This window comes from Pantoea sp. UBA6567, assembly GCF_002434165.1.
Classification (GTDB): Bacteria; Pseudomonadota; Gammaproteobacteria; order Enterobacterales; family Enterobacteriaceae; genus Pantoea; species Pantoea eucrina.
The window spans coordinates 21,397-45,501 of record NZ_DJJN01000003.1 but is presented as its reverse complement, the minus strand read 5'-3'; the positions used below and the strand labels follow the sequence as shown (position 1 = coordinate 45,501).

The window sequence follows — 24,105 nt, the reverse complement described above, 5'->3', positions numbered from 1 at the left end:
TTTGTTATGGCCTGCCAGGGCAGGGCGGGTCGCTCCTCAGAGCAGTCCGGCGTTACAGCTGGGCAAAGCAGCGACGCGCTGCGGCAACGGTACGCTCAATATCTTCCGGCGTGTGCGCCAGCGACATAAAGCCCGCCTCGTAGGCGGAGGGGGCCAGGTAGATCCCCTCGCTCAGCATCAGATGGAAGAAGCGCTTAAAACGCTCTGTGTCACAGCGAGTGACATCTGCATAGCAGGTCACGCTTTCAGCATCGGTGAAGAACAGACCAAACATGCCGCCCACGTGGTTTACCACCAGCGGGATATTTTCCGCCTGCGCGGCAGTCAGCAGGCCCTCAGCCAGCTGCGTGGTTAGCGCGGTCAGCGTGGCGTGCGTGCCTGGCTGAGCAATCTGCGTCAGGCAGGCAAAACCGGCTGCCATCGCAATCGGGTTACCCGACAGCGTGCCCGCCTGGTAGACCGGACCTGTAGGTGCCAGCGCTTCCATCACGTCGCGACGGCCACCAAATGCGCCGACCGGCATGCCGCCGCCGATGATTTTACCGAGGCAGGTAAGGTCAGGCATCACGTTGTAGTAGGTCTGCGCGCCGCCCAGCGCCACGCGGAAACCGGTCATCACCTCATCGATAATCAGCAGGGCACCAAACTCGTCGCACAGCGCGCGCAGGCCTGGCAGGAAGTCAGGCTGCGGCGGGATACAGTTCATGTTGCCGGCAACCGGTTCCACGATGATACAGGCGATATCGTCCGGATACTCTTCAAACGCCGTGCGGACAGAGGCGAGATCGTTATAGGTGCAGGTCAGCGTATGGCGGGCAAAGTCAGCCGGCACGCCTGGGGAGTTCGGCTGACCCAGCGTGAGTGCACCGGAACCCGCTTTGACCAGCAGGCAGTCGGCATGACCATGGTAGCAGCCCTCAAACTTGATAATTTTATCGCGATGGGTAAAGCCGCGCGCCAGGCGGATGGCGCTCATGGTCGCTTCCGTACCGGAGTTCACCATGCGCACCATATCCATACCCGGCATCAGCTCGCACACCAGCTCCGCCATTTTCACTTCCATTTCAGTCGGCGCACCAAAGCTCAGGCCGCGCGCGGCAGCCTCAATGACCGCGTTGCGGATGGTCGCGTTATTGTGGCCCAGTACCATCGGGCCCCAGGAGCCGACATAGTCGATATAGGCTTTACCATCTGCGTCATACAAAAAGGCGCCATCGGCGCGTTCAATAAACAGAGGTACGCCGCCGACACCGGTAAACGCGCGCACCGGGGAGTTCACGCCGCCCGGGATCAGACGTTGTGCTTCGGTGTATAGATTTTCTGACTTACTCATGGTTTGGCTCCGGCTGTCTGGAAAAATTCATCCCGTCATTCTACGGGAAGATGCCGCGACGGTGAACCGCCGCGCAGCGCGCAGCAGGGGCCTCGCGCACGCAGGGTTTAAACTGTAGTTCATTTCAGGGGCACACAGTGTCAAGGGTGCTACTTGATTGCACCGGGCGGCTGGCAGATAATAGCGTGATTAAGGTTGTTTTCTGACCTGGACGTTTACGCGGAGTAAAACATGAGTGATGACGTAGCAGCGCTGCCTTTGCAGTTTACCGATGCAGCAGCTAATAAAGTAAAAAATCTGATTGCGGATGAAGAGAATCCGGCGCTGAAACTGCGCGTCTATATCACCGGCGGCGGTTGCAGCGGCTTCCAGTATGGTTTTACCTTTGATGACCAGATGAACGATGGCGATATGACCATCGAAAAGCAGGGCGTATCGCTGGTAGTGGATCCAATGAGCCTGCAGTATCTGGTGGGCGGATCGGTGGACTACACCGAAGGTCTGGAAGGTTCGCGCTTTATTGTTACCAACCCCAATGCTAAAACCACCTGCGGCTGTGGTTCCTCTTTCAGTATCTGATGCCAGTCTGGCTGCCGTTCCGGCAGCCAGTTCTACCACTCAATAGTGACTAATTGTGTTGTGTCGTGCCGGCGCGCATCGCCCGTGAGCGTCTGCCGGGAAATACGCGGCTGAGCGCCGCTACCGCCCGCGCAGTCAGCGGCGGGCAGCCCCGGTGCACTGGCGGATGAGACAGTGCAGCGTGACACGATAGTCAGCGACACCGCAATCGAGCCGCTGGTGCCAGCCGCCATGGCGGACGCCGCGCCCGCCAGCATAATGGCCAGCAGTACAGCTCGGGTCATGATTAATTCCTGGTGTAGTCAAAAGCGCGTTGCGCTAAAAGGGCACGTAGCTTACGTGGCTGCCGTGCCTGCTCTCTTCATTGTCGACATATGCGGGCTGAACTTTATGCGCGGGCGCTTATTTTTTTAGCGGATGCAGCGCAGCGCAGAGCTGCTGCGCGGCCAGCAGCAGGCGCGGACCGGGGCGGCTCAGCCAGTCGGGGTTAATGGCAATCACCGGTACGCTGAGCTGTGAGCGCCAGAACCGGGTGATGCTGGCGGCCTGTGCGGTATCGCCGCTGATGACAATCGCTTGCGGCTGCCGTATCAGCACCTGCTCCCGGCTGACCTGCGGCCAGCTAACCCGGCTGTCGGCAAAAATATTCTGCCCGCCGCACAGCGTGACGATCTCATTTTGCAGCGTGTTACGCGAAGCGGTAAACAGCGGCTGCTGTCCGAACTGCAGAAACAGCGCCACCGGAGCAGCGTGCCGGTAGCGCTGGCGCAATGCAGCTTCCTGCGCCCGCAGCGCCTGCGCAGCTGAAACAGCCTGTTCAGGCCGCGGGCTCCAGCGCGCCAGCGACTGCACGGTATCTATCATCTCATCCAGGCTTTGCGGATCGATCCAGACCACCCTGACGCCAGCGTGCTGCAGCTGTTCAATCTGACGCGCCGGGTTACCGCCACGCCACGCCAGTACCACGTCTGGTTTCAGTTGCAGCACCTGCTCAACGCCGATGCCCTGCCAGTTCGCTACCTGCGGCAGCGTCCGGGCAGCGGGTGGATAGTCGGACCAGGCGCTGACCGCCACCGGTGTGATACCGGCGGCAAAGGCCATCTCTGTAAGATGCGGGGCGAGGGTAATGACGCGCGGAGCCGCTAACACCAGGCCGTTGCAGAGCAGCAGCAGCCCGGCGAGCAGCCACTTAGCCATGCGTCAGACGGGCAAGCAGGCGCTCTGTCATCAGAGAGGATTGTCTGGCCGCCACGCTGAGAAACTCATCAAAACTCAGGTGGGAGGTTTTATCGGCGACGTCAGAGATGGCGCGTACCACGACAAACGGCACGTTAAACTGGTGACAAACATGACCAATGGCGGTGGCTTCCATTTCTACGGCAATCGCCTGCGGAAACTGTGAGCGGATGCGTGCCAGCGGCTCTGCACCGTTGATAAACGCGTCGCCGCTGACCACCAGGCCGCGCACGGCGTTCAGCTGCAGCTCGCTAATTGTCTGCTCAGCGGCCGTCACCAGCTGGCTGTCGGCCACAAACGCTTCCGGGCAACCTGCCATCTGACCCGGCACATAGCCAAAAGCGGTGACGTCGGCGTCGTGATAGCGTACTTCATCAGATACCACGATATCCCCGACCTGCAGCGTCGGCGCAAGGCCACCCGCAGAGCCGGTGTTGATCACCAGATCGGGTTTGCAGAGCTGCAGCAGCAGGGTGGTGCCCAGCGCGGCGGCCGTTTTCCCGATTCCTGATTTCAGCAGGGCAACCTCAACGCCATTCAGGGTACCGGTATAGATTTCACATCCGGCCAGCTTCAGCGTCTGACGGTTTTCAATTTTGTCACGCAGCAGGGTAACTTCCTGCTCCATCGCGCCAATAATGCCTGCTTTCATAAAGAATCTCGCTGTGTTTATAGATGTTTAAGAGGAAACTGAGGCATAGTCTATCATGGCTTCAGAGCGATGAATTCACCAAAAAGAGGGCCCGCTATGGTGGCGATTAATTTCAGGAAGAAGATCGGTTTCACGCGCCCTTATACCAGCCGTAAAGCGCCGGAAGGCGAATACGCGATCACCCGCCATTTTGAGAGCGATCGGGGCCGGATCATTAACTCCGCCGCTATCCGCCGGCTGCAGCAAAAAACCCAGGTATTCCCGCTGGAGCGCAACGCAGCCGTACGCTCGCGGCTGACTCATTCGCTGGAGGTCCAGCAGACCGGCCGCTACATTACCAAGGAGATTCTCCATACCCTGAAAACCCAGGGCGGCGGGCTGGAGCAGTATGGCCTGGACGGTTTTGAAGGGGCTACAGAGACGCTGGTCGAGATGGCCTGTCTGCTGCATGACGTCGGCAACCCGCCGTTTGGACATTTTGGCGAAGCGGCGATTAATGACTGGTTCGAAGATAATCTGCCGGCAGAGCTGGTGGATCCGCTGGTCGCCGGCGTGGCCAGCGACGAACAGCAGGCTGACTTTAACGAACTGAATGCAATGATTCGTCAGGATCTGTGCAATTTTGAGGGGAATGCACAGGCGATTCGGCTGGTCCATACGCTGCTGCAGCTTAACCTTAGCTATGCCCAGGTCGCCTGCATTCTGAAATATACTGCCCCCGCCTGGTGGCAGGGTGAGAAGCCGGCTGAATTCAGCGTCCTGATGAAAAAACCCGGCTTTTATCTCTCTGAACGGGAATATATTGCGGAGCTGCGCGTCGCCACCGATCTGGCGGAACATCATCGCTATCCGCTGACCTGGATAATGGAGGCGGCGGATGATATTTCATACTGTATTGCCGACCTGGATGATGCCGTTGAAAAAGCGATATTTACCGTGGATACGCTCTATCACGCGCTGGTTAAAGCCTGGGGGCCGCTGATTCCCGGTGATGCATTTAGCCGCACCATTGGTGAGGCCTGGAAAGAGGCGAATCAGAAAAAACGGCGCAGCATCAGCGATCAGTTTTTTATGTCGCTGCGCGTAAACGTGCAGAATCTGCTGGTAGGCCATGCGGTGCGGCGCTTTGTCGATAACCTGCCGGCCATTTTCTCCGGCAATTTTAATCACGCCCTGCTGGAAGATGATGGTGATGAAGGGCGGCTGCTGAAGCTGTTTAAAACCGTGGCGCGTCAGCAGGTATTTAATCATCCTGAAGTAGAGCAGCTGGAGCTGCAGGGCTACCGGGTAATTAAAGGCCTGCTGGAGATCTATCAGTCGCTGATGCAGCTCAATTATGAGCAATTTACCACCTTAATGAATGATGATTATCTGGCGGGCCATCCTATTGAGACGCGCCTGTTCCATAAGCTCTCCGGTAAACATCGTAAGGCGTACCAGCAGCAGATGCGCGCGCGCGTCGTTGAGCATAAATATCAGCGGCTGTTATGGGAGCGCTATTATCGCTTCCGCCTTATTCAGGATTATATCAGCGGCATGACGGATAATTATGCGTGGGACGAATATCGCCGGATGATGGCGGTAGAATAGGGCCAGTTTTGTAAAGACGACGCATAAATATTTACCTTTAGGCAAAACTTTATCGCCTTTTTTGCGTATAAAATTTATCTCCGTTATGACGGCCACAGCAATGGTCAGGCTGCAACTTTCAGAGAGAAAAAACGAATGAAAAAAAACAGATTGATGCTGAGTGCGCTGGCACTGAGTCTGAGTATGGCGTGCGCGCCTGCTGCAGTATTTGCCGCTGAAACGGCGTCCTCCTCCAGCCAGCAGCTGCCCAGTCTGGCACCCATGCTGGAAAAAGTGATGCCTTCCGTGGTGAGCATAAACGTTGAAGGCAGCACTGCGGTAAAAACGCCGCGCATGCCGCAGCAGTTTCAGCAGTTCTTTGGCGATAATTCGCCTTTCTGTCAGGATGGATCGCCTTTTCAGGGATCGCCGCTCTGTCAGGGTGGCGGTGGCGCAGATGATGGCGCACCGGGCAATGCACAAAAACAGCCGTTCCGCGCACTCGGTTCCGGCGTCATTATTAACGCAGAGAAAGGCTATGTGGTTACCAACAACCACGTAGTGGACAACGCCACAAAAATTCAGGTTCAGCTCAGCGACGGCCGCCGCTATGAGGCCAAAATCATCGGTAAAGATCCGCAGTCTGATATTGCCCTGATCCAGCTGCAGGATGCGAAAAACCTCACGGCGATTAAAATGGCCGATTCTGATACGCTGCGGGTAGGTGACTATACCGTTGCGATCGGCAACCCTTACGGGCTGGGTGAAACCGTGACCTCCGGCATCGTCTCTGCGCTGGGCCGCAGCGGCCTGAATGTGGAGAATTACGAGAACTTTATCCAGACTGACGCCGCCATCAACCGCGGCAACTCGGGCGGTGCGCTGGTCAATCTGAACGGCGAGCTGATCGGGATTAACACGGCTATTCTGGCACCGGATGGCGGTAACATCGGCATCGGCTTTGCTATTCCCAGCTCGATGGTGAAAAACCTGACGGCGCAGATGGTGGAGTTTGGTCAGGTTAAACGCGGTGAGCTGGGGATCCTCGGCACCGAGCTGAACTCAGAGCTGGCGAAAGCGATGAAGGTTGATGCCCAGCGCGGCGCCTTTGTCAGCCAGGTTCTGCCTGGTTCTGCGGCGGCAAAAGCGGGCGTGAAAGCCGGCGACGTCGTGGTTTCACTGAATGGCAAGCCGCTGAGCAGCTTTGCTGCCCTGCGTGCTGAAGTGGGCTCGCTGCCGACGGGCACCAAACTTCAGCTGGGTCTGCTGCGCGAGGGTAAATCCCAGAGCGTGACGGTAGAGCTGCAGCAGAGCACCAAAGATAAAGTGCAGTCGGCGACCATTTACACCGGTATTGAAGGCGCCGATCTCAGCAACGTGGAGAGCAATGGCCACAAAGGGGTGCGCGTTGACAGCGTGAAAGCAGGCAGCGCGGCCGCGCGTATCGGCCTGAAGAAAGGTGACATCATCCTCGGGGTTAACCAGCAGGCGATCGATAACCTGGGTGAACTGCGTAAAATTCTCGACACGAAACCGCCGGTACTGGCGCTCAACATTCTGCGCGGTGACGCGTCGCTTTATCTGCTGATGCAGTAATTCTCCCTGCATAAACCGGGCGGGCTGCGGCTCGCCTTTTTTCTTTTGTGCGCCCGGTAACATTTTCCGCAATCTCTCCGCCACTATGTGCAATTGCACAATGTCAGCCGTCAGCAGGATGCGTATTCTGTCGGTTTGCCCCTTGCTCAGGAAGTGATCCATGGCAACCTCTCATCTTGATGCGCGTCTGGCGCAGGATATCGTTGCGCGCACCATGAAAATTATCGACAGCAACGTCAACGTGATGGATGCGCGCGGGCGCATTATCGGCAGCGGCGATCGTGAACGTATCGGCGAGCTGCACGAGGGCGCGCTGCTGGTACTGTCGCAGGGCAGGGTGGTGGATATTGATGAAGCGGTAGCAAAGCATCTGCACGGCGTGCGGCCTGGCGTCAATCTGCCGCTGCGCATTGAAGGCAGCATCGTGGGAGTCATCGGGCTGACCGGAGAACCTGCTGCCCTGCGGCATTACGGCGAACTGGTCTGTATGACGGCGGAGATGATGCTGGAACAGGCGCGGCTGCTGCATCTGCTGGCGCAGGATAGCCGCCTGCGCGAAGAGCTGGTGCTTAACCTGATCCGCAGCGACACACTCTCGCCGACGCTGAACGAATGGGCGCAGCGGCTGGGCATCGATCTTAACCAGCCGCGTGTGGTGGCGGTAGTGGAAGTGGATAGCGGCCAGCTGGGCGTAGACAGCGCAATGTCAGAGCTGCAGCAGCTGCAGACGCTGCTGACCACGCCGGATCGCGATAACCTCATTGCCATCGTATCGCTGACGGAGATGGTGGTGCTGAAACCCGCGCTGAACGCTCACGGCCGTTACGATCACGACGATCACCGCCGGCGCGTTGACCAGCTGCTGCAGCGTATGAAAGAGAGCGGTCAGGTGCGTATGCGGATTGCGCTGGGCAATTATTTCCCCGGACCGGGCGGCATTGCGCGCTCGTGGCGTACTGCCCGCACCACTATGTCAGTGGGCAAGCAGCGTATGCCGGAGCAGCGCAGTTTTTTTTATCAGGATCTGGTGCTGCCGGTACTGCTCGACAGCCTGCGTGGCGGCTGGCAGGCCAGCGAGCTGGCGCGTCCGCTGGAAAAACTCAGAAGCATCGATACCAACGGTTTATTACGGCGTACGCTGCTCGCCTGGTTCAGCCATAACGTGCAGCCTGGCGCCACGGCACGCGCGCTGTTTATTCATCGTAATACGCTGGAGTATCGTCTGAACCGGATTTCAGAACTGACCGGACTGGATCTCGGCAATTTCGACGACCGGCTGCTGCTGTATGTGGCGCTGCAGCTGGATGAACGGGCGTAAAAAAGGCCAGCAGCGCTGGCCTGAGTGCGATGTGTAAACGGATCAGCGGCTGTTACGGGTCAGCTGATCGAGATCGGCTTCAATCTCAGCGATCTTATTAGAGACCACGCTCTCCAGATGGCGCAGATCGTCGAGGATCTTGCGCTTCAGATCCACCTCAACCCGATCGCGCTGGCAAATCTGATCCAGCTCATCGATAACGTAACGCAGGTTGGGGCTGATCTCCTGAATTTCACGGAAGCCCTGACCGTTATGTTCGGCCACCACGGTTTTGCGCTGGCGCGGATATTTGAATTTCACGCTCTTGGCAAAAAATTCGCCTTTATCTTTGCGGAAATAGATTTTCAGGATGTCGTTGTTCGCTTCCTGACGCAGACTGTAACGATCGATGTCTTCAGGATTGCTGATACCTAAGCTTTTCAGGTTGTCATACATGGCGTTTAAATTTCCTCTGAGAATGAGTGAGCGCGCAGACATGTCATCAATCGTTCCAGGTCGGATCCGGAATGCTTACGGCATACTTATAAACTTTAGACGAAAAACCGGGTCAGACAGTGCGCGTCCGGAGTTAACTGGCGCGAATTATGGACTGTTTGAAAAGTAAACGCACCAGTTAATTTGCGGCGCAAAACAGGTTGTATCAGGCGGGGTGTAAAGAAAAAATGACGGCACCGTTGCCAGTGCCGTCATGAGTAAGAAAAGCGCTCAGAGAAGTTAATCGATAGTACGCAGCAGTTCGTTGATACCCGTTTTGCTCAGCGTCTTAGCGTCAACTTTTTTCACGATTACCGCGCAGTAGAGGCTGTAGCTGCCATCTTTCGACGGCAGATTACCTGAGACCACTACTGAACCAGCCGGGACGCGGCCGTAGTGAACTTCACCGGTTTCGCGATCGTAAATTTTGGTGCTCTGGCCGATATAAACGCCCATTGAGATCACCGAACCCTCCTCGACAATCACGCCCTCAACGATTTCGGAACGTGCGCCGATAAAGCAGTTATCTTCGATGATGGTTGGATTAGCTTGCAACGGCTCCAGTACGCCGCCAATGCCCACGCCGCCGGAGAGATGCACGTTTTTGCCAATCTGCGCACAGGAGCCCACGGTGGCCCAGGTATCAACCATGGTACCTTCATCGACAAAAGCCCCGATGTTGACGTAGGAAGGCATCAGCACGGTGTTACGCGCAATAAAAGCGCCCTGGCGTACGGCTGCTGGTGGCACCACGCGGAAACCTGCCGCTTTAAAGCGCGCATCGTCCCAGCCGGCAAATTTCATCGGCACCTTGTCATAAAAGCGGGTTTCAGCCCCTTCCATAACCTGATTGTCATTGATGCGAAACGACAGCAGCACCGCTTTTTTCAGCCACTGATGCGTTACCCATTCGCCATCGATTTTTTCAGAGACGCGCAGTTCGCCGCTGTCCAGCAGACCAATCACCTGATTGATCGCTTCACGGGTGGCACTGTCGACGCTGGCGGGCGTGATGTCAGCACGGCGCTCAAAGGCGGATTCAATAACGCTCTGTAACTGTTGCATAGCTATTTCCTGAGTCTGTCATACGGATGCCCGGACGTGTCCGGACAGGATTCAATTTATCTGTGCAGTGTGATTCAGGACACTTTATCGTTTGGATTAAGGGCCTCTGTCAACCGTTGTTGTAACACATCGCGCATTTCTGCATTCAGCGCGCGCCGTTCGCTATTGGCGAGGATAAAGAGATCCTCAACCCGTTCGCCGATGGTGCTGATGCGCGCACCGTGCAGCGACACGCCGAGATCGGCAAAGACTTCACCTACCCGGGCAAGCAGTCCTGGCTGATCGAGCGCGATCAGCTCCAGATAGCTGCGCCGGTCGGTGTGGGTCGGCAAAAATTTCACGTCAGTGTCCACGCTGAAATGTTTCAGGCGCGCGGACTGGCGACGGGTACGCGGCGGCACCCACTCCTGCTGCGTAATGGCCTGCTGTAATGCCTGAATAATCAGCGGGTGGCGATCGGGTGAAAGCGGACTGCCATCGGGTTCGAGGACGATAAAGGTATCCATTGCCATGCCGTCACGGCTGGTAAAGATTTGCGCGTCGTGCACGCTGAGATTACGGCGGTCGAGTTCACCCGCTACGGCGGCAAACAGATAGGGGCGATCCGGGCTCCAGATAAAAATCTCCGTGCCGCCGCGCGTCGCCTGCGGGCTGACCAGCACCAGCGGCTGGCTGAGGTCGTGGTCAATCAGATGACGGGCGTGCCACGCCAGCTGATTAGGCGTATGGCGCAGAAAATAGTCGGCGCGGCAGCGGCTCCAGATATGGTGCAGCCGCTCTTCATTGAGGTTCTCCATGCGCAGCAGCGCCAGCGCCTGCAGACGATGGTGGCGCACCCGCTCGCGCAGATCCGGGCTATTTTCCATGCCGCGTCGCAGCTGCTTCTCGGTAGCAAAAAACAGCTCGCGCAGCAGGCTCTGCTTCCAGCTGTTCCACAGGCTCTCATTGGTGGCGCAGATATCGGAGACGGTGAGGCAGACCAGATAGCGCAGGCGATTCTCATTCTGCATTATCTCGGCGAACTGCTGGATCACCGTAGGGTCCTGAATATCGCGACGCTGGGCGGTGACCGACATCAGCAGATGATGACGCACCAGCCAGGCCACCAGCTGGGTCTCCCGGGAGTTGAGGTTGTGCAGCTCAGCAAACTCCAGCGCATCCTGCGCGCCCAGTATTGAGTGATCGCCGTTGCGGCCTTTGGCAATATCATGGAGCAGCGCTGCCATCAGCAGCAGCTCCGGCTGGGGCAGGCGCGGCCAGAGTTCCACACACAGCGGATGCTTTGGCCGCGTGCTCTCATCGGCGAAGCTCTCCAGCTTCTGCAACACGCGAATGGTGTGCTCATCCACCGTGTAGGCGTGAAACAGATCAAACTGCATCTGGCCGACCACGTTGCCCCAGAGCGGCGTATAGGCGGAGAGTACGCTATGGCGATGCATCGGCAGCAGCGCGCGTTTTACCGCGCCGGGATGACGCAGAATCGCCATAAAAGTGCGGCGCGCCTCAGCAATCTGGCACAGCGGCTGCCGCAGATGGCGGCGCGCATGACGCAGCTGGCGCAGGGTAGTGGAGTAGATCCCGGTAATTGAGGCGTTGCGTACCATGACATAAAACATGCGCAGAATGGCCTGCGGCTCGCGCTGAAACAGATCCGGGTCGCGCAGGTCAATCAGGTCGCCGCGTAGCTGAAAATCATCATCCAGCGCACGCGGCTTTTCGGTCGCTGGCAGGGCGAGGATCGCTTCATCAAACAGCTGCAGCAGCATCTGGTTCAGCTCGCTAATGCGGCGCGTTACGCGGTAGAAATCTTTCATCATGCGCTCAACCGGCTCGTTGCCTTCGCCGGAGTAGCTGAGGCGATGCGCGACGGTCAGTTGCCGATCAAAAAGCAGGCGGTTGTCGTAGCGTGGCAGCGTCAGATGCAGGGCGAAGCGGATGCGCCAGAGAAACTCCTGACACTCGTTGATCTCATTGCGCTCCGCTTCGGTCAGGAACCCAAAGCCCATCATCTCATCCATGGTGGTGGCACCAAAATGGCGACGCGCTACCCACTGCAGGGTATGGATATCGCGCAGGCCGCCCGGACTGCTTTTGATATCGGGTTCGAGATTGTAACTGGTGCCGTGGTAACGCTGATGGCGCTCCTGCTGCTCTTCAATTTTGGCAGCAAAAAAGCGCGATGAGGGCCAGAAGCCTTCGCTGAAGATATTCTTCTGCAGCTCAAGAAACAGCGCAACGTCGCCGGTCAGCATGCGCGACTCAATCAGGTTGGTTGCCACGGTGAGATCGGATAAGCCCTCCAGCAGGCACTCCTCAAGCGTGCGCACGCTGTGTCCCACCTCAAGCCGCAGATCCCACATAAGCGTGATCAGTTCAGAGGTGCGCTGCGCGGCGGCCTCATCAAGGGGCTGACGGCTGAGGATCAGAATGTCGATGTCCGACAGCGGATGCAGCTCGCCACGGCCATAGCCGCCCACCGCGACCAGCGCCATATCACTTAGCGTATCAAAACCGAAGAAACGCCACAGCCGTCGCAGCAGACGATCGATAAACAGCGTGCGCGTGTCGATCAGCGACTCCACGTCGCTGCCGGCATCAAAGGCGAGGCTCAGCGCGTGCTGAAACTGCTCCAGCGCGGCTTTCAGCTGTTCACGCGTTAGCGCGTCGTCAGCCCAGCCGGCGGGTGAATCGGTGAGAATTTTGTGTACTGCCTCGGTCACGTTACCGCTCATCAACATGCCCCTTCGCGCATTAAAAAGCCGGCATTAAGCCGGCTCAGTGGGTAGCAGAGAGAGGATCAGACGTTTTCCAGCCGCGCCGGAATAGTGTCATCCTCACGCAGCGTCAGAATCTCACAGCCAGTTTCTGTCACCACAATAGTATGCTCATACTGCGCGGACAAGCTGCGATCTTTGGTTTTCACCGTCCAGCCATCCTTCATGGTGCGGATGCGGTAATCGCCTGCGTTAACCATCGGCTCCACGGTAAACGTCATGCCGGCCTGCAGCACCACACCGCTGTCGTCGGCGTCATAGTGCAGCACCTGCGGCTCTTCATGGAAGCCTTTGCCAATACCGTGACCGCAATACTCACGCACCACGGAGAAATCCTGCGCCTCAACGTATTGCTGGATCGCGCGTCCCAGCTCACGCAGGCGAATGCCTGGCTTAACGAGACGCAGAGCGATATAGAGGCTCTCCTGCGTCACGCGGCAGAGGCGCTCGCCGAGGATAGTGGGTTTGCCGACGATAAACATTTTTGAGGTATCACCGTGATACTCATCTTTAATGACGGTGACATCAACGTTCACGATATCACCCTCTTTCAGGACGCGATCGTCGCTGGGAATACCGTGGCACACCACCTCGTTTACCGAGATGCAGACCGATTTAGGGAAGCCGTGATAGCCAAGGCAGGCAGAAACCGCCTGCTGCTGCTGTGTGATGTGCTCGTGGCAGAGGCGATCAAGCTCACCGGTGGTCACACCCGGCACAACGTGAGGGGCGATCATTTCCAGCACTTCAGCGGCCAGGCGGCCCGCCACGCGCATTTTTTCGATTTCGTCAGGAGTTTTAATTGAGATAGCCATGAATTTTTCCGCAATCGCCGAAATTTTCGACAATAATGAGTTCTGTGGCAGTCATGTTAGCAGGCAGCAAATGGGCTGCCAAATCGGGATTGCCGCACACGTTTTGCGCTAACAACCGCTGGCGTATTTATACCTGTTATGGTATAAAGCGCGCCGACGATTCTCTGCTGTCTTACGAAAGCGAGACGGCAGGAAGCGCATAAATCTCATTATGTGTACTAAAACACACATGTATCGACACATACGCCGGGGTGCCTTGAAAGAGGTCGGTCGTATGGGATACATGGAGGCCCAACCCCAAACATACTTTAGAGGTAATCATGGCAACTGTTTCCATGCGCGACATGCTCAAGGCTGGTGTTCACTTCGGTCACCAGACCCGTTACTGGAACCCAAAAATGAAGCCATTCATTTTTGGTGCACGTAACAAGGTTCACATCATCAACCTTGAGAAAACTGTACCAATGTTCAACGACGCTCTGGCTGAGCTGCAGAAGATCTCTTCTCGCAAAGGTAAAATCCTGATCGTTGGTACCAAGCGCGCTGCTGCTGAAGCGGTAAAAGAGTCAGCTCTGAGCTGCGACCAGTTCTTCGTTAACCACCGCTGGTTAGGTGGTATGCTGACTAACTGGAAAACCGTTCGTCAGTCAATCAAACGTCTGAAAGATCTGGAAACTCAGTCTCAGGACGGCACGTTCGACAAACTGACCAAGAAAGAAGCACTGATGCGTGCTCGTGAGCTGGCCAAGCTGGAAAACAGCCTGGGGGGTATCAAAGACATGGGCGGTCTGCCAGATGCGCTGTTTGTTGTTGATGCTGACCACGAACACATCGCAATCAAAGAAGCAAACAACCTGGGTATCCCGGTATTTGCTATCGTTGATACCAACTCTGATCCAGATGGCGTTGATTTCGTTATCCCTGGTAACGACGATGCGATCCGTGCTGTAAGCCTGTACCTGACTGCTGTTGCCACTACCGTGCGCGAAGGCCGTTCACAGGACCTGGCTGAGCAGGCTGAAGACGCGTCTTTAGAAAACGCTTAATAAGGATTGCTCTTTCTGAGAGCCCTTAGACATCAGATGTTATCTGTATAAGGGGCCGCACAGGCCCCTTTTATTTATCTCCGTCTGTCGCGCTCCCTGTTACGGGCTGGCGGGGCAGAGTAAATTTTCCGCAACAGGTTTCTGCGCGTGCGCACGCACCCGGAAACGAACCGAGGATTCTGGAATGGCTGAAATTACCGCTGCATTGGTAAAAGAACTGCGTGAGCGTACTGGCGCAGGCATGATGGACTGCAAAAAAGCGCTGACCGAAGCGAACGGCGACATCGAGCTGGCAATTGAAAACATGCGTAAGTCTGGCGCAATCAAAGCTGCGAAAAAAGCAGGTAACGTTGCAGCTGACGGCGTGATCAAAACCAAAATCGTTGATGGTTACGGTGTGATTCTGGAAGTTAACTGCCAGACTGACTTCGTTGCTAAAGATGGCGGTTTCCAGGCGTTTGCTGACAAAGTTCTGGATGCAGCTACTGCCGGCAAAATCACCGACGTTGAAGCGCTGAAAGCACAGTTCGAAGAAGAGCGTGTTGCACTGGTTGCTAAAATCGGTGAGAACATCAACATCCGTCGCGTAGCAGTACTGGAAGGCGCTCAGCTGAACAGCTACCAGCACGGCGCGCGTATCGGCGTTCTGGTTTCTACCACCGCTGCTGATGAAGAGCTGAGCAAGCAGATCGCAATGCACGTTGCGGCAAGCAAGCCAGAGTTCGTTAAGCCAGAAGATGTTTCTGCTGACGTGGTTGAGAAAGAGTACCAGGTACAGCTGGATATCGCGATGCAGTCTGGCAAGCCAAAAGAGATCGCAGAGAAGATGGTTGAAGGCCGTATGAAGAAATTCACCGGCGAAGTCTCTCTGACTGGTCAGGCTTTCGTTATCGACCCAAGCAAAACTGTGGGTCAGGCGCTGAAAGAGAAAGGCGCAGATGTCATCAACTTCATCCGCTTTGAAGTGGGCGAAGGCATTGAGAAAGTTGAAACCGACTTTGCAGCTGAAGTGGCTGCGATGTCCAAACAGTCTTAATGAGTGACCGGAACCGCCGCGAGGCGGTTCTTTTTTGTCTGCGTTTTGGCGCAGTAATTTTCAGTCTCATCCCAATAGCTTTTTTGACGCGCTAAGCGGATGATCCACCAGATTTAACTTCTCATTCATCTTATCCTCCAGGAAGAATTGACCATGGCGACCAACGCAAAACCTGTATACCAACGTATCCTACTGAAACTGAGCGGCGAGGCCCTGCAGGGTGCCGAAGGTTTTGGTATCGACGCGAGCGTGCTTGACCGCATGGCGCAAGAGGTGAAAGAGCTGGTTGAGCTGGGCATCCAGGTAGGTGTGGTGATTGGTGGTGGTAACCTGTTCCGTGGCGCAGGCCTCGCTCAGGCGGGCATGAACCGCGTAGTAGGCGACCACATGGGTATGCTGGCGACCGTCATGAACGGCCTGGCAATGCGTGATGCGCTGCACCGCGCCTATGTGAACGCACGCCTGATGTCTGCCATCCCGCTTAACGGCGTCTGTGACAACTACAGCTGGGCTGAAGCGATCAGCCTGCTGCGTAATAACCGCGTGGTGATCTTCTCTGCCGGTACCGGCAACCCGTTCTTTACTACCGATTCTGCTGCCTGCCTGCGCGGCATTGAGATTGAAGCGGACGTCGTGTTGAAGGCGACCAAAGTAGATGGCGTCTACTCAGCCGATCCGGTGAAAAATCCGGACGCGACGCTGTACGATCAGCTCAGCTACGCTGAAGTGCTGGAAAAAGAGCTGAAAGTTATGGATCTGGCCGCCTTTACGCTGGCGCGTGACCACGCACTGCCGATTCGCGTCTTCAACATGAATAAGCCTGGCGCACTGCGTCGCGTGGTAATGGGTGAAAAAGAAGGCACCCTGATTACGCATTAATATCCGACGCAAGGTAAAATAAGGTATATTCTGATAGCGCAGTGCCTGACGCTGCGCCACTACCTGACATAATCGATGTTGCAGGCGGCTTGTACGTCAGCAGCAGGTAGCAGGATGATCGATGTTTATCGATACCAGTTCCGACGCGTGCGGAAATGGCCAGGTCAAACCGAATCCAAGGGTTTTAACGTGATTAACGATATTAAAAAAGATGCCGAAACACGCATGGACAAGTGCGTGGAAGCATTCAAAAGCACCATCAGCAAAGTGCGTACCGGTCGTGCTTCACCTTCACTGCTCGACGGCATTGTGGTGGAATACTACGGTACACCTACGCCACTGCGTCAGCTCGCCAGCGTAACGGTAGAAGATTCCCGTACGCTGAAAATCAACGTGTTCGATCGCTCTCTGGGTCCGGCCGTTGAGAAAGCGATCATGACGTCCGACCTCGGCCTGAATCCAAGTTCAGCCGGCACCGACATCCGTGTTCCGCTGCCGGCGCTGACAGAAGAGCGCCGTAAAGATCTGATCAAAATCGTTCGTGGCGAAGCAGAGCAGGGGCGTGTTTCCGTGCGTAACGTTCGCCGTGATGCCAACGATAAGATCAAAGCGCTGCTGAAAGATAAAGAGATCAGCGAAGATGACGAACGTCGTTCACAGGATGATATCCAGAAAATGACCGACCTTCACATCAAGCATGTTGATGCTGCGCTGGCAGAAAAAGAGAAGGAGCTGATGGACTTCTGAGTCTGTCAGCCCGATCTGTATCTGCTGGAGGCAGGTAAGCGCCTGCCTGTAACAGATATAAAACGCCGTTCAGAGCCGTATTCGTACCGAATGCACTCTGGCGGCGTTTTACATTGTGCCTGGCGCCGTTGCGGGCACCTATGATGACTTCACAGGGATAGCATGATGAAGCAATTAACTCTTCTGGGATCCACCGGCTCAATTGGCACCAGTACGCTGGCGGTTGTCGCCGCGAATCCCGATCTCTATCAGGTTACGGCGCTGGTCGCAGGGCAGAATGCTGCGCTGATGGCTGAGCAGTGCCAGCAGTTCCGGCCGCGCTATGCGGCGATGTCTGATGAGACCGCCGCTGCCGACCTGCGTGAGCGACTGAGAGCACTCAACGTCGATACCGAAGTGCTCTCCGGCGTTCAGGCAGCCTGCGATCTGGCGGCGCTGGATGAGGTTGATCAGGTGATGGCGGCGATTGTCGGCGCCTCGGGCCTGCAGCCAACGCTGGCAGCGATTCGTGCCGGAAAAACCGTGCTGCTGGCTAACAAGGAGTCACTTGTCACGTGCGGCCGCTTGTTTATGGAGGCTGTGCGTCAGCATCAGGCGCAGCTGCTGCCGGTCGATAGCGAGCATAATGCCATTTTTCAGAGTTTGCCCGCTTCCATACAGCATCAGTTGGGGTACGCTGATCTGCGGGAGAACGGGATCGACTCGATTCTCCTCACGGGATCGGGTGGTCCTTTTCGTGACACGCCACTGGCAGATCTGGCTGCTATGTCGCCGGATCAGGCCTGTGCGCATCCGAACTGGTCAATGGGGCGCAAAATCTCCGTTGATTCGGCCACTATGATGAATAAAGGTCTTGAATACATTGAAGCCCGCTGGTTGTTCAACGCCACTGACGCGCAAATGGAGGTCATCCTGCACCCGCAGTCGGTGATCCACTCTATGGTGCGTTATTGTGACGGCAGCGTGCTGGCGCAGCTGGGATCGCCTGATATGCGCACACCGATTGCTCACAGCATGGCATGGCCTGCACGTATCGCCGCTGGCGTCACGCCGCTTGATTTCACCCGAATGAAAGCGCTGACGTTTGCTGAACCCGATTACGTACGCTATCCCTGCCTGAAGCTGGCAATCGATGCGTGTACTGCAGGGCAGGCGGCCACGACGACGCTGAATGCAGCAAATGAAATCGCGGTAGCAGCGTTTTTGCAGCATCAGATTCGCTTTACCGATATTGCCGCCCTCAACAGCGAAGTACTGGCTACGCTCAGCTCGCCGGAGCCAGCCAGTATTGATGAGGTGCTGGAAATCGATCGACTGGCGCGGCAGCATGCAAAGGCACTGCTGTCACGCGTCACTCTGGCTGGCTGATAGCCCCGCTATTTGTTCGCTCTGGCTGAAAATGGTATAGTCGCTCGCGTTTTACGGCACGACATTGTTTCGATGTCATCCGGCTTACGGGCCGGCCTTTGCCGCAGGCGCAATGTATTCAGAAAACACAGCATTTCTGATGAAAGGAATTATTACGCGTTATGTCGTCCAACAATCACAATACAATCGATGACGGGTCGTACTGCACACCACGTCACGTGGCCATCATTATGGATGGTAATGGTCGCTGGGCAAAAAATCAGGGCAAACTGCGTATTTCAGGCCACAAAGCCGGGGTAAAATCGGTTCGCCGTGCCGTCAGCTTTGCGGTCAGCCACAAGCTGGAAGCGTTAACGCTCTATGCGTTCAGCAGTGAAAACTGGAGCCGACCGCCGCAGGAAGTGACGGCGTTAATGGAATTATTTATCTGGGCTCTCGACAGTGAAGTAAAGAGCCTGCATAAACATAATGTACGTCTGTGCATTATTGGTGATATCAGCCGTTTTTCTGGTCGTATTCAGGAACGCATTCGCCGCGCCGAGGAACTGACTCAACAAAATAATGGACTGACCCTCAACATTGCTGCCAACTATGGCGGCCGTTGGGATATTATCCAGGGTGCCAGGAAACTGGCCGAACAGGTTCAGGAAGGGCTACTGCGTCCTGACCAGATAACCGAAGAAAGCCTTGCTCCCTACCTCTGTATGCAGGAGCTGGCGCCGGTGGATTTAGTGATAAGGACCGGGGGAGAGCATCGAATCAGCAACTTCCTGCTGTGGCAGATAGCCTATGCTGAGTTCTGGTTTACCGATGTTCTTTGGCCTGATTTTGATGAACATGTTTTTGAAGGTGCACTGAATGCATTCTCTCTGCGGGAGCGACGCTATGGCGGCGCTGCACCAGGCGGCGCCTGAGCTACCTGGGGGTAACCTTTGCTGAAGTCTCGTCTGATCACCGCGTTTATTTTGATTCCGCTGGTGATCGCTGCGCTATTCTGGTTACCGCTGTCTGGTTTCGCGATTACTACGATTGCTATCTGCATGCTCGCCGCCTGGGAGTGGGGGCAGCTGGCCGGTATGGCTACCCGTCAGCAGCGCGTCTGGCTGGCGCTGCTCTGTGGCCTGCTGCTGGCAGCGATGCTGTTTACCTTACCGTCCTATTCTCACGATGCGCATCAGCCTCAGCTGGAAAGCTCGCTCTGGGCCGCACTTGGCTGGTGGGTCGTTGCTCTCTTTCTGGTGCTGTTCTATCCCGCCTCTGCCGCACTCTGGCGCGGCTCGCGTCCGCTTCGTCTGCTGTTTGGCGTGCTGACTATCGTCCCGTTTTTCTGTGGCATGATCGCGCTGCGCCAGTATCACTACGACATTGATCACTTCGCCGGCGCCTGGTGGCTCCTGTTCGTTATGCTGCTGGTATGGGGCGCGGACTCGGGTGCCTATATGTTTGGTCGGCTGTTCGGCAAACACAAGCTGGCGCCTAAAGTCTCGCCGGGTAAAACCTGGGAAGGCTTTTTTGGCGGGCTGCTCTCCTCCGCTATCATCGCCTGGCTGTTTGCGCTGCTGGCTCCGCTGACGGTGGCGCCGGGCACGCTGATTGCGTGTGCCGTTGTTGCCACGCTCGCCTCAGTACTGGGCGATCTCACTGAAAGTATGTTTAAGCGTGAAGCGGGCATTAAAGACAGCGGAAATCTTATCCCCGGCCACGGTGGTATCCTCGATCGTATCGATAGCCTCACAGCGGCCGTGCCGGTATTTGCCTGCCTGCTGCTGCTGGTGTTTCATACCCTCTAGGAGCAGCAACTATGTTAAGCATTCTCTGGAGTTTTGCTGCTTTCATCGTCGCGCTGGGCGTGCTGATCACCGTGCATGAGTTTGGCCACTTCTGGGTGGCACGCCGGTGCGGCATCTATGTCGAACGCTTTTCTATCGGTTTCGGTAAGGCGCTCTGGCGACGGACTGACCGGCAGGGGACAGAGTATGTTATTGCGCTGATCCCGCTCGGCGGCTATGTCAAAATGCTGGATGAGCGCGTAGAGAGCGTTTCCGCTGAGCGCCGTCACGAGGCGTTTAACAACAAAACCGTGCTGCAGCGTGCTGCCGTCATCGCCGCGGGGCCGGTTGCCAATTTCCTCTTCGCTATCTTCGCTTACTGGCTGGTCTTTATGCATGGCGTGCCCGGCGTACGGCCGGTGGTTGGCGAAATTGTGAGCGGCTCCGTCGCAGCGGAAGCGCAAATTCAGTCAGGCATGGAACTTAACGCAGTTGACGGTATCGAAACGCCTGACTGGGATGCTGTGCGCATGGCCCTGATTGGGAAAATCGGCGATGAGAGTACCACGCTGACCGTTTCTCAGTTTGGCGAAAGCGCAACCCAGCAGAAGCGGGTCGACCTGCGTGACTGGCAGTTTGAGCCAGACAAGCAGGATCCGGTGGTAGCGCTCGGCATTCGTCCACGCGGGCCACAGATTGAAACCACGCTGGCAGAAATACAGGCGGATTCACCCGCCAGCGCTGCCGGTTTGCAAGCGGGCGACAGGATCGTTAAAGTCGATGGTCAGCCGTTAACGCAGTGGCAGGCATTTGCCGGGCAGGTATGGGATAATCCGGGTAAACCGATGGCGCTTGAGGTTGAGCGAAATGGCGCCCGGCACTCTCTGACGCTGACGCCAGCCGCGAAGCCGGGCAAGCCTGAAGAGGGATTCGCCGGCGTTATTCCGCGCGTGCAGCCGCTGCCTGACGCATATAAAACGGTGAAACAGTATGGGCCGGTGGCCGCTATCGGTGAGGCAGGCGTCAAAACCTGGCAGCTGATGAAGCTTACGGTGTCGATGCTGGGTAAGCTGATTACAGGTGATGTAAAGCTGAATAACCTGAGCGGCCCGATTTCGATTGCGCAGGGTGCCGGTTTATCAGCGGAGTACGGGGTGATTTATTATCTGATGTTCCTGGCGCTGATAAGCGTCAATCTGGGCATCATCAACCTGTTTCCGTTACCGGTTTTAGATGGTGGGCATCTGCTTTTTCTGGCGATCGAAAAGATCAAAGGAGGACCGGTGTCCGAGCGAGTTCAGGACTTCAGTTATCGCATCGGCTCAATTCTGCTGGTGCTGTTAATGGGGCTTGCACTTTTCAATGATTTCTCTCGCCTGTAACGTCTGGAACGCAGACAGGTGCGGGATGTGTTAGGAAAACGCATAACAACGATGGCGATGAAAAAGTTGCTCATAGCGTCGCTGCTGTTTAGCAGCGCCACCGTTTACGGTGCAGACGATTTCGTGGTGAACGACATTCATTTCGAAGGTCTCCAGCGAGTCGCCGTCGGCGCGGCTCTGCTCAGCATGCCGGTACGCGTCGGTGATACGGTGAATGATGATGATATCAGAAACACCATTCGCTCACTGTTTGCCACCGGCAATTTTGAAGATGTGCAGGTTTTACGTGACGGAACGACCCTGATTGTTCAGGTTAAAGAGCGTCCGACTATTGCCAGCATCACATTCTCCGGTAACAAGGCGGTGAAAGAGGATCAGCTGAAGCAGAACCTCGAAGCGTCAGGCGTTCGCGTCGGCGAAGCGCTGGATCGCACCACGCTCTCTTCAATCGAGAAGGGACTGGAAGATTTCTACTACAGCGTCGGCAAATACACCGCCAGCGTAAAAGCGATTGCCACACCGCTGCCGCGTAACCGCGTGGATCTGAAATTTGTTTTCCAGGAAGGTGTCTCTGCCAAAATTCAGCAGATCAACATCGTGGGTAACAAAGCGTTCAGCTCTGATGAACTGATCTCCCGCTTCCAGCTGCGTGATGAAGTGCCGTGGTGGAACGTGGTTGGCGATCGCAAATATCAGAAGCAGAAGCTGGCCGGCGACCTTGAGACGCTGCGCAGTTTCTATCTGGATCGCGGTTATGCGCGCTTTAATATCGACTCGACTCAGGTCAGCCTGACGCCGGATAAAAAAGGCATCTACATCACCGTCAACATCAACGAAGGCGACCAGTATAAAATCGCCGGCGTGATTGTGAACGGCAGCATGGCAGGCCACTCAGCAGAAATTGAACATCTGACCAAAATCCCGAATGGTGAGCTTTACAACGGCACCAAAGTGACGCAGATGGAAGATGATATCAAAAAGCTGCTGGGCCGCTATGGCTATGCCTATCCGCGCGTCGTGACGCAGCCGGAAATCAGCGACGCTGACAAAACCGTTAAGCTGCATATTAACGTTGATGCCGGTAATCGCTATTACGTGCGTAAAGTCCGTTTTGAAGGGAACGACACCTCAAAAGATGCTGTACTGCGCCGTGAGATGCGTCAGATGGAAGGCGCATGGCTGGGCAGCGATCTGGTTGATCAGGGTAAAGAGCGTCTGAACCGCACCGGTTACTTTGAAACGGTTGATGTGGATACGCAGCGCGTACCAGGCGTGCCGGATCAGGTGGATGTGGTCTACAAAGTTAAAGAGCGCAACACCGGTACCTTTAACTTTGGCGTGGGCTACGGAACAGAAAGCGGCGTCAGCTTCCAGGTGGGTGTTACCCAGGATAACTGGCTCGGTACCGGTAATACCGTTAGTATCAGCGGTACCAAAAATGATTATCAGACCTATGCTGAATTCTCACTGACCGATCCCTACTTTACGGTTGACGGCGTGAGTCTGGGCGGTCGCCTGTTCTATAACGACTTTAAAGCGGACGATGCCGATCTGTCAGACTACACCAACAAGAGTTACGGTGTTGATGGCACGCTCGGCTTCCCGGTTAATGAGAACAACACCCTGCGCGTTGGCTTAGGCTATGTGCATAACGATCTGTCGAACATGCGGCCGCAGGTAGCAATGTGGCGTTACCTCGACTCGGTCGGGCGTCCACAGGGACTCAATAATAAAGGCGATTTCTCTGCGGATGATTTTACCTTTAACTATGGCTGGACCTACAATACGCTGGATCGCGGCTTCTTCCCGACGCGCGGTAACCGCACCAACCTGAACGGTAAGGTGACGATTCCAGGTTCAGACAACGCGTTCTATAAAGCGACGCTGGATACGCAGCAGTATGTGCCGCTGAACCGTGACGGCACCTGGGTAGTCCTGGGGCGTGGTCGTGTGGGCTATGGAGACGGCATCGGGGATAAAGAGATGCCGTTCTATGAGAACTTCTACGCCGGCGGCTCCAGCACGGTACGTGGTTTCCGTTCCAATACGATTGGTCCGAAAGCCGCTTACCTCAACGATCGCTCCTCATCGTGTAATCTGACCGATCCAAACGGGATCTGTAAGTCAGATGATGCAGTAGGCGGTAACGCAATGGCGATTGCCAGCCTCGAGCTGATCACGCCAACGCCGTTCCTGAGCGAGAAGTACGCTAACTCTGTGCGCACTTCACTGTTTGTGGACGCCGGTACCGTCTGGGATACCAACTGGCAGAATACGGCAGCCACCCGCGCTGCGGATATTCCGGACTACAGCGATCCTAACAACATTCGCGTCTCTGCAGGCCTGGCGCTGCAGTGGATGTCGCCACTGGGCCCGCTGGTCTTCTCCTATGCCCAGCCGGTGAAGAAAGTCGAGGGAGACAAAGCAGAGCAGTTCCAGTTTAACATTGGTAAAACCTGGTAATGTT

The 24,105-nt window shown here is 56.1% G+C and carries 21 protein-coding genes; 13 read left to right on the top strand and 8 right to left on the bottom strand.

What is annotated here, in order from left to right; genetic code table 11:
- Positions 1-52: 52 nt before the first annotated feature.
- A complete protein-coding gene (gene hemL / locus B4M48_RS01590) occupies positions 53-1,333 on the bottom strand; it encodes a glutamate-1-semialdehyde 2,1-aminomutase (protein WP_288655797.1) in 1,281 nt (426 codons plus the stop codon).
- Between the two features lie 231 nt (positions 1,334-1,564).
- Here hemL and erpA point away from each other — a divergent pair, with 231 nt between their 5' ends.
- Positions 1,565-1,912 carry an iron-sulfur cluster insertion protein ErpA gene (erpA, locus tag B4M48_RS01585; protein ID WP_039382693.1) on the top strand — a complete coding sequence of 116 codons (348 nt, stop codon included), beginning with the start codon at positions 1,565-1,567 and terminating at the stop codon, positions 1,910-1,912.
- A 32-nt stretch (positions 1,913-1,944) separates the two neighbouring features.
- Here erpA and B4M48_RS01580 read toward each other — a convergent pair whose 3' ends face one another.
- The 3 genes from B4M48_RS01580 to mtnN all read right to left on the bottom strand — a co-directional run bounded on the left by B4M48_RS01580 (position 1,945) and on the right by mtnN (position 3,800).
- Positions 1,945-2,196 (bottom strand): hypothetical protein, encoded by a 252-nt coding sequence (locus B4M48_RS01580; protein WP_039382696.1) that lies wholly within the window; start codon positions 2,194-2,196, stop codon positions 1,945-1,947.
- A gap of 118 nt (positions 2,197-2,314) precedes the next feature.
- Positions 2,315-3,109, bottom strand: a complete 795-nt coding sequence (gene btuF, locus B4M48_RS01575; protein ID WP_071669054.1) for a vitamin B12 ABC transporter substrate-binding protein BtuF — start codon at positions 3,107-3,109, stop codon at positions 2,315-2,317.
- On the bottom strand, positions 3,102-3,800 hold the full coding sequence (mtnN, locus tag B4M48_RS01570) for a 5'-methylthioadenosine/S-adenosylhomocysteine nucleosidase (protein WP_039382702.1): 699 nt from the start codon (positions 3,798-3,800) through the stop codon (positions 3,102-3,104). The genes btuF and mtnN overlap by 8 nt, the downstream gene beginning before the upstream one ends.
- A 96-nt stretch (positions 3,801-3,896) precedes the next feature.
- Here mtnN and dgt point away from each other — a divergent pair, with 96 nt between their 5' ends.
- The 3 genes from dgt (at position 3,897) to B4M48_RS01555 (ending at position 8,283) form a co-directional block, all read left to right on the top strand.
- Entirely contained in the window at positions 3,897-5,390 is a 1,494-nt protein-coding gene (gene dgt, locus B4M48_RS01565; RefSeq protein ID WP_039382705.1) for a dGTPase, read from the top strand.
- Positions 5,391-5,525: 135 nt separating this feature from the next.
- On the top strand, positions 5,526-6,965 hold the full coding sequence (gene degP / locus B4M48_RS01560) for a serine endoprotease DegP (RefSeq protein ID WP_039382707.1): 1,440 nt from the start codon (positions 5,526-5,528) through the stop codon (positions 6,963-6,965).
- Positions 6,966-7,125: 160 nt separating this feature from the next.
- Positions 7,126-8,283 carry a CdaR family transcriptional regulator gene (locus tag B4M48_RS01555; protein ID WP_071669051.1) on the top strand — a complete coding sequence of 386 codons (1,158 nt, stop codon included), beginning with the start codon at positions 7,126-7,128 and terminating at the stop codon, positions 8,281-8,283.
- A gap of 42 nt (positions 8,284-8,325) precedes the next feature.
- Here B4M48_RS01555 and B4M48_RS01550 read toward each other — a convergent pair whose 3' ends face one another.
- The 4 genes from B4M48_RS01550 to map form a co-directional block, all read right to left on the bottom strand.
- Positions 8,326-8,718 carry a DUF3461 family protein gene (locus tag B4M48_RS01550; protein WP_039382714.1) on the bottom strand — a complete coding sequence of 131 codons (393 nt, stop codon included), beginning with the start codon at positions 8,716-8,718 and terminating at the stop codon, positions 8,326-8,328.
- A 279-nt stretch (positions 8,719-8,997) separates the two neighbouring features.
- On the bottom strand, positions 8,998-9,822 hold the full coding sequence (dapD, locus tag B4M48_RS01545; RefSeq protein ID WP_039382717.1) for a 2,3,4,5-tetrahydropyridine-2,6-dicarboxylate N-succinyltransferase: 825 nt from the start codon (positions 9,820-9,822) through the stop codon (positions 8,998-9,000).
- Between the two features lie 74 nt (positions 9,823-9,896).
- Positions 9,897-12,554, bottom strand: a complete 2,658-nt coding sequence (glnD, locus tag B4M48_RS01540) for a bifunctional uridylyltransferase/uridylyl-removing protein GlnD (RefSeq protein ID WP_108570005.1) — start codon at positions 12,552-12,554, stop codon at positions 9,897-9,899.
- Positions 12,555-12,619: 65 nt separating this feature from the next.
- On the bottom strand, positions 12,620-13,411 hold the full coding sequence (map, locus tag B4M48_RS01535) for a type I methionyl aminopeptidase (protein ID WP_039382722.1): 792 nt from the start codon (positions 13,409-13,411) through the stop codon (positions 12,620-12,622).
- A 320-nt stretch (positions 13,412-13,731) separates the two neighbouring features.
- Between map and rpsB the strand changes: the two genes are divergently transcribed.
- From rpsB to bamA, 9 genes are all read left to right on the top strand, one after another.
- Positions 13,732-14,457 carry a 30S ribosomal protein S2 gene (rpsB, locus tag B4M48_RS01530; protein ID WP_039382724.1) on the top strand — a complete coding sequence of 242 codons (726 nt, stop codon included), beginning with the start codon at positions 13,732-13,734 and terminating at the stop codon, positions 14,455-14,457.
- 184 nt (positions 14,458-14,641) lie between these two features.
- Entirely contained in the window at positions 14,642-15,493 is an 852-nt protein-coding gene (gene tsf, locus B4M48_RS01525) for a translation elongation factor Ts (RefSeq protein WP_039382726.1), read from the top strand.
- A 153-nt stretch (positions 15,494-15,646) separates the two neighbouring features.
- Positions 15,647-16,372: a UMP kinase gene (gene pyrH / locus B4M48_RS01520; RefSeq protein WP_039382729.1), complete on the top strand. Its 726-nt coding sequence runs from the start codon at positions 15,647-15,649 to the stop codon at positions 16,370-16,372.
- A gap of 189 nt (positions 16,373-16,561) precedes the next feature.
- A complete protein-coding gene (frr, locus tag B4M48_RS01515; protein WP_039385717.1) occupies positions 16,562-17,119 on the top strand; it encodes a ribosome recycling factor in 558 nt (185 codons plus the stop codon).
- A gap of 165 nt (positions 17,120-17,284) precedes the next feature.
- The gene (gene ispC, locus B4M48_RS01510) at positions 17,285-18,487 is read left to right on the top strand and encodes a 1-deoxy-D-xylulose-5-phosphate reductoisomerase (protein WP_175540480.1); all 1,203 of its coding nucleotides are present in this window, start codon (positions 17,285-17,287) and stop codon (positions 18,485-18,487) included.
- Between the two features lie 161 nt (positions 18,488-18,648).
- Positions 18,649-19,401, top strand: coding sequence for a (2E,6E)-farnesyl-diphosphate-specific ditrans,polycis-undecaprenyl-diphosphate synthase (ispU, locus tag B4M48_RS01505; protein WP_039382733.1), 753 nt, complete (start codon positions 18,649-18,651; stop codon positions 19,399-19,401).
- 18 nt (positions 19,402-19,419) lie between these two features.
- The gene (gene cdsA, locus B4M48_RS01500; RefSeq protein ID WP_039382735.1) at positions 19,420-20,277 is read left to right on the top strand and encodes a phosphatidate cytidylyltransferase; all 858 of its coding nucleotides are present in this window, start codon (positions 19,420-19,422) and stop codon (positions 20,275-20,277) included.
- Between the two features lie 11 nt (positions 20,278-20,288).
- The gene (gene rseP / locus B4M48_RS01495) at positions 20,289-21,638 is read left to right on the top strand and encodes a sigma E protease regulator RseP (protein WP_288655793.1); all 1,350 of its coding nucleotides are present in this window, start codon (positions 20,289-20,291) and stop codon (positions 21,636-21,638) included.
- 51 nt (positions 21,639-21,689) lie between these two features.
- A complete protein-coding gene (gene bamA / locus B4M48_RS01490) occupies positions 21,690-24,101 on the top strand; it encodes an outer membrane protein assembly factor BamA (RefSeq protein ID WP_039382738.1) in 2,412 nt (803 codons plus the stop codon).
- The last annotated feature ends 4 nt before the right edge of the window (positions 24,102-24,105 follow it).

Bases quoted from the DNA above. Each gene is read 5' to 3' on its own strand.
- hemL (WP_288655797.1), bottom strand. From the start codon at position 1,333: ATGAGTAAGTCAGAAAATCTATACACCGAAGCACAACGTCTGATCCCG.
- erpA (WP_039382693.1), top strand. From the start codon at position 1,565: ATGAGTGATGACGTAGCAGCGCTGCCTTTGCAGTTTACCGATGCAGCA.
- B4M48_RS01580 (WP_039382696.1), bottom strand. From the start codon at position 2,196: ATGACCCGAGCTGTACTGCTGGCCATTATGCTGGCGGGCGCGGCGTCC.
- btuF (WP_071669054.1), bottom strand. From the start codon at position 3,109: ATGGCTAAGTGGCTGCTCGCCGGGCTGCTGCTGCTCTGCAACGGCCTG.
- mtnN (WP_039382702.1), bottom strand. From the start codon at position 3,800: ATGAAAGCAGGCATTATTGGCGCGATGGAGCAGGAAGTTACCCTGCTG.
- dgt (WP_039382705.1), top strand. From the start codon at position 3,897: ATGGTGGCGATTAATTTCAGGAAGAAGATCGGTTTCACGCGCCCTTAT.
- degP (WP_039382707.1), top strand. From the start codon at position 5,526: ATGAAAAAAAACAGATTGATGCTGAGTGCGCTGGCACTGAGTCTGAGT.
- B4M48_RS01555 (WP_071669051.1), top strand. From the start codon at position 7,126: ATGGCAACCTCTCATCTTGATGCGCGTCTGGCGCAGGATATCGTTGCG.
- B4M48_RS01550 (WP_039382714.1), bottom strand. From the start codon at position 8,718: ATGTATGACAACCTGAAAAGCTTAGGTATCAGCAATCCTGAAGACATC.
- dapD (WP_039382717.1), bottom strand. From the start codon at position 9,822: ATGCAACAGTTACAGAGCGTTATTGAATCCGCCTTTGAGCGCCGTGCT.
- glnD (WP_108570005.1), bottom strand. From the start codon at position 12,554: ATGAGCGGTAACGTGACCGAGGCAGTACACAAAATTCTCACCGATTCA.
- map (WP_039382722.1), bottom strand. From the start codon at position 13,411: ATGGCTATCTCAATTAAAACTCCTGACGAAATCGAAAAAATGCGCGTG.
- rpsB (WP_039382724.1), top strand. From the start codon at position 13,732: ATGGCAACTGTTTCCATGCGCGACATGCTCAAGGCTGGTGTTCACTTC.
- tsf (WP_039382726.1), top strand. From the start codon at position 14,642: ATGGCTGAAATTACCGCTGCATTGGTAAAAGAACTGCGTGAGCGTACT.
- pyrH (WP_039382729.1), top strand. From the start codon at position 15,647: ATGGCGACCAACGCAAAACCTGTATACCAACGTATCCTACTGAAACTG.
- ispC (WP_175540480.1), top strand. From the start codon at position 17,285: ATGAAGCAATTAACTCTTCTGGGATCCACCGGCTCAATTGGCACCAGT.
- ispU (WP_039382733.1), top strand. From the start codon at position 18,649: ATGTCGTCCAACAATCACAATACAATCGATGACGGGTCGTACTGCACA.
- rseP (WP_288655793.1), top strand. From the start codon at position 20,289: ATGTTAAGCATTCTCTGGAGTTTTGCTGCTTTCATCGTCGCGCTGGGC.
- bamA (WP_039382738.1), top strand. From the start codon at position 21,690: ATGGCGATGAAAAAGTTGCTCATAGCGTCGCTGCTGTTTAGCAGCGCC.